At 40.8% G+C, this 6,794-nt stretch carries 5 protein-coding genes, 1 tRNA gene and 1 rRNA gene; 6 read left to right on the top strand and 1 reads right to left on the bottom strand.

Going from position 1 to position 6,794, the window contains the following annotated elements:
- Positions 1-98: 98 nt before the first annotated feature.
- Positions 99-204: ribosomal RNA gene (rrf, locus tag BO222_RS02050) — 5S ribosomal RNA — on the top strand.
- A 118-nt stretch (positions 205-322) separates the two neighbouring features.
- On the opposite strand, the gene BO222_RS02045 is transcribed toward rrf, so the two are convergent.
- Positions 323-396, bottom strand: a tRNA-Thr gene (locus tag BO222_RS02045).
- Positions 397-895: 499 nt separating this feature from the next.
- Between BO222_RS02045 and BO222_RS02040 the strand changes: the two genes are divergently transcribed.
- The 5 genes from BO222_RS02040 (at position 896) to BO222_RS02020 (ending at position 6,511) form a co-directional block, all read left to right on the top strand.
- A complete protein-coding gene (locus tag BO222_RS02040) occupies positions 896-1,219 on the top strand; it encodes an HU family DNA-binding protein (RefSeq protein ID WP_269843608.1) in 324 nt (107 codons plus the stop codon).
- 183 nt (positions 1,220-1,402) lie between these two features.
- The gene (locus BO222_RS02035) at positions 1,403-3,001 is read left to right on the top strand and encodes a putative manganese-dependent inorganic diphosphatase (protein ID WP_075817923.1); all 1,599 of its coding nucleotides are present in this window, start codon (positions 1,403-1,405) and stop codon (positions 2,999-3,001) included.
- A 280-nt stretch (positions 3,002-3,281) separates the two neighbouring features.
- A complete protein-coding gene (gene pepT / locus BO222_RS02030) occupies positions 3,282-4,487 on the top strand; it encodes a peptidase T (protein ID WP_075817921.1) in 1,206 nt (401 codons plus the stop codon).
- A gap of 1 nt (position 4,488) precedes the next feature.
- A complete protein-coding gene (locus BO222_RS02025) occupies positions 4,489-5,664 on the top strand; it encodes an NAD(P)-dependent malic enzyme (RefSeq protein WP_075817919.1) in 1,176 nt (391 codons plus the stop codon).
- Positions 5,657-6,511 (top strand): patatin-like phospholipase family protein, encoded by an 855-nt coding sequence (locus tag BO222_RS02020; RefSeq protein WP_075817917.1) that lies wholly within the window; start codon positions 5,657-5,659, stop codon positions 6,509-6,511. The genes BO222_RS02025 and BO222_RS02020 overlap by 8 nt, the downstream gene beginning before the upstream one ends.
- Positions 6,512-6,794: the final 283 nt, after the last annotated feature.

The raw sequence follows: 6,794 nt of genomic DNA, 5'->3' as shown, positions 1-6,794 counted from the left end.
TCGAGGGCTTGATCGAAGCAAGCGAAGTGAAGAACACAAAGAACAAAGACAACAGACAAGAAGGATGTCGCTGATGTTTGGTTTTGAAAGATCCATGGTGTGGTCTTGATGGCAGAATGGAAATACCTGGTTACATTCCGCACCCAGCAGTCAAGCATTCTAACGGCGACGATAGTGAACAGCGAAAATAGCAAGAGGCCATGCAAACAAAAAGCCGATCTGAGTGAGCAATCACTTCGGATCGGCTTTTCTTTATATCTGCTGACTGGATTTAAATATAATGAAAAAGGATCCCATAAATGGGATCCTGTTGTTGTCGAAATGGTGCCGGCACGCGGAATTGAACCACGAGCTCATCCTTACCATGGACGTGTATTGCCATTATACTATGCCGGCGCTTAGAAATAATGCTCTTTGCTTTGTGCTTAGTTATATTACTTGATATCTGCCGTACTTGCAAGAGTTATGAGAAATTTTAGAAACGAATTTTCAGCTTGACAAGTGAAATAGTAAATTCCATACCTGAGGTGCTCGCGTTGAATTTACTTTTTCACTTGTCCCGAATTTTCAGCTGATTTTGTTTCAAAACCCTAAGCGAGTTTCAGTTCGAGAATTGGATAGAAGAAATAAATCGATGGAGATGAACTCTGACAAAGTTGTCTAATTCATTTGCAAATATGCAAGTTGATTTCTTCTTCAGAATTGATTCAAAAGAGTGAAGCAAAGTATTGAATTCAGCTTTCAAACGGCATAAACACCTTTAGATCTTTCATTTCTTGGTAAAACCCTCTGATACGGTAGGTGTTATGGTTTGGCAAATTGTTGTCCAATAATTCTTTTGGTAGAATATGAACGAACCCCCCTTTCACGTTGAACATGAAAGAAGAAATTCCGTTTGTTAAGCGAAATTTTAAAAGGAGAATACATGAATAAAAAGGACTTTGCCAAGGAACTTGCCGTAAAAGCAGACCTTTCTCAGAAAGATGCAACTGCTATTCTGAACGACATTCTCGATATGATCCAGAGCCTTCTGGAAAAAGGAGAAGATGTTGATTTTGCAGGCTTTGGAAAATTTGAAGTAAAGGAGAGAGCCGCCCGTACTGGTTTAAATCCAAGAACTAAAGAACCTGTAGAGATCCCTGCTAAAAAGCGTGTTGTATTCAGTGCAAAAAAAGCATTGAAAGAAGCTGTTGAAGGTTCTGCAAATCCTCAGGAATAAAATAAACAAGAGAACTTCTGAATTAATGAGCAGAAGGTGAATCCAAACAAAAAGGAAATGGCCTTAGTCAGCTGTTTCCTTTTTCAATTGTTCTGCGGCATTTCTTTTAGTAATAAAGGTTAGGCAGAAAAAAGCTCTGTTAGAATGAGTATGTAACAAGAATAGAAAAAAGAGGTAATGAATATGTCACAGCCAATTTATGTCATTGGGCATAAAAGGCCGGATTCTGATTCGATCTGTGCTGCCATTTCTCTTGCAAACCTGAAAAGGGAGCTGGGAGAAAATGCAGTGGCAGCCAGACTTGGACATCTGAATCCAGAAACACAATTTATTTTAAATAAAGTGGGAGTCAAACCGCCGATTCTATTGACGACAGCCAAGAATTCTCTGGAGGAAATTGAAATTGATGAAGCGATCCTGATCAACCGAATGGAAACCCTGCGCTATGGCTGGGATCTGCTTCTTGATAATGACGCAAAAACTATTTATGTAGTCGATGATGAAGGAAATTTTTCAGGGATCGTCACCCTGGCTGAAATTTCAAAAATTCAGATGCAGGATTTGAACAAAACCAAGGAACTGTTAAAAGATACCCCAACAATGAACTTAAGGGATGTAGTTCATGGAAAAATTCTATACGAGGGAAATCGTAAAAAAAGCGGGGAAGTCAGAATATCTGATAAGAAGATGATGGATCGTGATCTGACAGGAGCCATCATGGTACTCAATGATCATGAAGACAATATGATCAAGGCAATGGCTAAAGGGGCTGCTGTCATTATCATTGCTGAGGACTTTGTCCCAAACGATTATATTTTTGAAATGGCGAAATCGATGGGAGTAACTCTGATCAGCACGCCATATAATCTAATGAAGATTATCCAGATGATCTATCGATCCATTCCTGTCGAATTCATCATGACGCCAAAAGAAGATGCAATCATGTTCCATCCATCCGAATATACTGAAGATGTTGAACGTGAGATGCTCAAAACAAGGCATTCGAGCTATCCGGTCGTAGAAGGAAAACGAATCGTTGGATCGGTGGCGAGATATAACCTGTTGAAAGCTGAAAAGAAGAAATTCATCCTCGTAGATCATAATGAATCCAAGCAGAGTATCGATGACCGCGATAAAGGAGAGGTTCTTGAAATTGTTGATCATCATCGAATCGGAGATATTGAAACAGACAAACCAATCGTGTATCGAAATATGATTGTAGGATCTTCCTGCACTATTGTTGCGATGATGTATAACGAGTATGGAATCACTATGCCTGATAAAATTGCCCGACTGATTCTATACGCAATGATTTCAGATACAATGAATTTTAATTCGCCAACCTGTACCCAGACGGATAAACTCGTTGCAGCTAAAATTGAAATGGATTATGGACTCGATACGGATAAGATGGCTGAAGAATTATTCAAGGCGACCGCGACCATCGAAGGCAAAGAGTTCAAAAACATTCTTTACAATGACTGCAAGGAGTTTACTTTTCAGGATCTCAAAGCCAACATTTCTCAGGTGTTTCTGTTCGATTACAAAGAAGTTGACAAGATTGAACCGGAATTTACAGCTTATATGGAATCTGAAATCGCAAAGACAAAACTTGATCTCTGGATTATGGCTTTTACAAATGTCGAAGGCAAGGGAAGCCGTTTTATTGCGGTAGGTCCTCTGGCAGAACGATTAAAGGATGCAATTGTTCAATTTGAAGAAAAAGGTTTTGTTTCCAGAAAGAAGCAGATCGTTCCAGGCGTGGCAGCAGCACTTAGATAAAACGGCCTAAGACCATTCTGAACAAGAACTGATATTTTCAAAGCGGACACTCGATTTTTCTGTGTTATCTATTTTTTAAAAATACTTTGCAGCTCTTCATCTACTGAGCGGCAAATCTATTGATTTGGGAGAAAACCAATTTCGGTTTTCTCTTTTTTGATGAAAAGCCAACGCGTCCAATCTTTTTTTTTCAGCCGAATGCATTTTATAATGAAAACAATGGTCTGCCTTTGGCAGCAATCCACAAGATTCAACTGCACACATGAGAGGATAACTTTAAATGAAAGCACATGATCGATTTTTAAAATACGTTACTTATGATACACAGTCAGACGCAGAATCCACATCAGCGCCTTCCACCCCCAAACAGCTGATCCTTGCTGATGAATTAAAAAAAGAGCTTGAGGAACTCGGATTGCAAAATGTCATCCGTACTCCACAGGGAATTGTTTACGCCACTTTGCCGGCTACAGATGAAAGCATGCCTTCTATCGGCTTTATCTCCCATATGGATACAGCTTCAGAGCTGAGCGGAAAGAATGTTAAACCAAGAGTGATAGAAAACTGGGATGGATCAACTATCGTTTTGAATGATGAATACTCCATGAATCCAGAAGACTTTCCGCAATTAAAAACTGTGATTGGTGATTCCATTATCGTCACTGATGGTACAACATTGCTTGGTAATGATGATAAAGCTGGAATAGCAATCATCATGCAGACTCTGGATGAACTCAAGAATTCGAATCAGCCTCACGGAAAAATTATGGCCGCCTTTACTCCGGATGAAGAAGTTGGACGTGGGGTTGAAAATTTTGATCTGAGTGAATTCCCGGTTGACTTTGCTTATACGGTTGATGGGGCTGAAGTCAATGGAGTGGACTATGAAACCTTTAATGCTGCTCAGGCTGAAGTGACCATTCATGGTAAATCCATTCATCCTGGCTCTGCCAAAGATCAGATGATCAATGCTGCAGAAATCGCCTGCCGTTTTGCTGCTGCGATGCCTGAATATATGACTGCTGAACATACTGAAGGAAGAGAGGGATTCATTCACCTGATCTCTGTTTCTGGAGAATGTGAAAAATCTCGACTGATTTTTATTATTCGTGATCATAACAGGACCCTTTTTGAAAAGAAAAAAGAATGGATGAGAAAGGTATGCTCTGCTTATGAAGTGTTGTATCCGGGTCGAATTGAATTAAATATTCATGATCAGTATGAAAATATGAGAAATTATGCAGATGAAGATCTTTCGACGGTGAAGAAAGCCTATCGGGCAGTTGAAAAAGAAGGTCTTATTCCAGTTTCTTTACCAGTTCGCGGTGGAACGGATGGAGCAGTTTTATCTGCCAGAGGTCTGTTTTGTCCAAACCTTGGAACTGGAGGAGGAAACTGTCATGGCCGTTTCGAATTTGCTTCCTGCGATAAGATGGATCAGATGGTGCGAATCCTTAAGAATATTGCATTAGAGGATGTGAAGTAATATGGCTGATCAGAAAGAAAAAGCGCTGCAGGCTCATAGGGAATGGCAGGGAAAACTAGATGTTCAAAGTAAAGCCAGATTAGAGACTAAAGAAGATCTGGCGATTGCCTATACGCCAGGCGTTGCTGAACCCTGCTTGAAAATCGCTGAAAATCCTGAAGAGGCCTATCTCTATACTGGTAAAGGGAATATGATCGCTGTCGTTTCTGATGGTTCTGCAGTATTAGGACTGGGCAACATCGGAGGGCTTGCTGGCTTGCCTGTCATGGAGGGCAAATGTGTCCTGTTTAAGGAACTTGGTGGGGTTAATGCAATTCCTCTGGTCCTGAATATCCAGGATACCGATGAAATTGTAAACGCAATCGCAGCATTGGAACCATCTTTTGGCGGAATTAATCTTGAAGATATTTCTGCCCCTCGTTGTTTTGAAATTGAAAAGAAACTGCAGGACAGGATGAATATCCCTGTTTTTCATGACGATCAGCATGGAACAGCCTGCGTTGTTCTGGCAGCATTAATTAACGCGCTGAAGTTCACCGGCAAGAAAAAAGAAGACTGCAAAGTCGTCTTTTCGGGTGCAGGGGCTGCTGGAATTGCGATTGCAAAGCTTTTGTATAATTATGGGTTTCAGCACATTCTAATGAGTGACATTCATGGCATTATAAATGAAGAAAACGCAATGAATGAAGCTCAGCTTGAAATGGCAAAAAAAGGTAATCCAAACAATCAGAAGGGAACTCTGGCTGATGCTATGAAGCAGGCAGACATCTTTATCGGGGTCTCCCGCGGCAACCTGGTCAGTCCGGAAATGATTGAGTCAATGAATGAAGATCCAATCGTTTTTGCGATGGCTAATCCAGTTCCTGAGATTTCAGTCGATGAGGCCAAAAAAGCAGGAGCTAAGGTAGCTGGCTGCGGCAGAAGCGATTTTCCCAATCAGATTAATAACGTGCTGATTTTCCCGGCGCTGTTTCGTGGAGCACTGGATGCCAAAGCCATTCGGATTACAGAAGGCATGAAGCTGGCTGCCTCAGAAGCACTGGCTGATCTGATTGATCCAAAGGACCTGCGTGAAGATTATGTCATTGTTGATGCTCTGGATCCAAGAGTAAAAGATGCAGTAGCAAAAGCGGTTGCTGCTCAGGCTAAAGCGGAAGGAGTGGTGCGCGATGCCTAAAGTCGGTCTTGTCGTTGAAGGCGGGGGAACAAAAATCGCCTATTCGGCTGGAGTGCTTAAATGTCTGCTTGAAGAAAAAATATATCTGCCTTATGCGGTAGGGATTTCAAGTGGATCTGAAGTTCTGTTGTCATATGTCAGCCGTCAGATTCATCGTCTTGAAGTGACCGGAATTGATTCAGCTTCACAAAAAGGGGCAGTCGGTCTGATTCCTTTATTCAAGGAAGGATCCATTTTTGGTATTGAAGCGACTTGCGACTATATTGAAAAGAAAGCACCTCTGGATTTTATGGCCTTTTTTGGATCTGAAACTCAGTTAGATATCGGTGTTTACGACATGGAGAACCATAAGATCGAATATTTTGGTAAAGAATATGTCGATCAGTCGATGACTTTAGTCAAGGCAAGCTGTGCTTTGCTTTTACTGGCAAAGCCTTATAAATTCAATGGGAAGAAGTATTTTGATGCTGGCTTAGTGGATATGATTTCGATTGATCAATCGATTAAAAAAGGCTGTGATAAACATTTGATTCTTTCCACTAAGGAAAAAGGTTATGTTCGAAAACCGGCTCCTAACTGGCAGCAGCGTTTAGCAAAAACCGTTTATCGGGATCAGACCATTGAAGAAAATCTTCGCGACCGCCATATCCGTTATAAGGAACAATGGGATAAAATTGACCAGCTCGAAAGAGAAGGCAAGGCTCTGGTCTTACGTCCTGAAAAAGATCTGGGCGTGACTCGATATACGACCGATCCAAAAAAGCTCAAACCCTGGTTTGAGCTTGGTTATGAGGAAACCAGACAGCGGCTCCCAGAAATTCGTCGTTTTTTGGAGACTGAAGTTTAAAGATATCTGAATATTGGGCTTATATTTGTGAATCGAAATTGGATTTTATGTTAACTGTAATTCCCAAACTTTTTTCTACCTAGAAATTCTATCTAATTTCTAACTGCTTCAATTACGCTTTATATATAGCTTTTTTCGAGCTAAAACTACCCATACACTCCTAAAAAGATTTATTCTATAGGTAGAAATAATTCTACCGAGGTGAATCGTTATGTATCTCTGCTATGACAGAAAAAATGGGGTTGAATATGGGAAAGTCTGCTGTTCACACTGGGTGGACGGT

Source organism: Ileibacterium valens (assembly GCF_001945525.1).
Taxonomy (GTDB): domain Bacteria; phylum Bacillota_I; class Bacilli_A; order Erysipelotrichales; family Erysipelotrichaceae; genus Ileibacterium; species Ileibacterium valens.
The sequence above is the reverse complement of the archived record's forward strand: the minus strand, read 5'-3'. Positions and strand labels throughout refer to the sequence as shown.

Bases quoted from the DNA above. Each gene is read 5' to 3' on its own strand.
- BO222_RS02035 (WP_075817923.1), top strand. From the start codon at position 1,403: ATGTCACAGCCAATTTATGTCATTGGGCATAAAAGGCCGGATTCTGAT.
- pepT (WP_075817921.1), top strand. From the start codon at position 3,282: ATGAAAGCACATGATCGATTTTTAAAATACGTTACTTATGATACACAG.
- BO222_RS02025 (WP_075817919.1), top strand. From the start codon at position 4,489: ATGGCTGATCAGAAAGAAAAAGCGCTGCAGGCTCATAGGGAATGGCAG.
- BO222_RS02020 (WP_075817917.1), top strand. From the start codon at position 5,657: ATGCCTAAAGTCGGTCTTGTCGTTGAAGGCGGGGGAACAAAAATCGCC.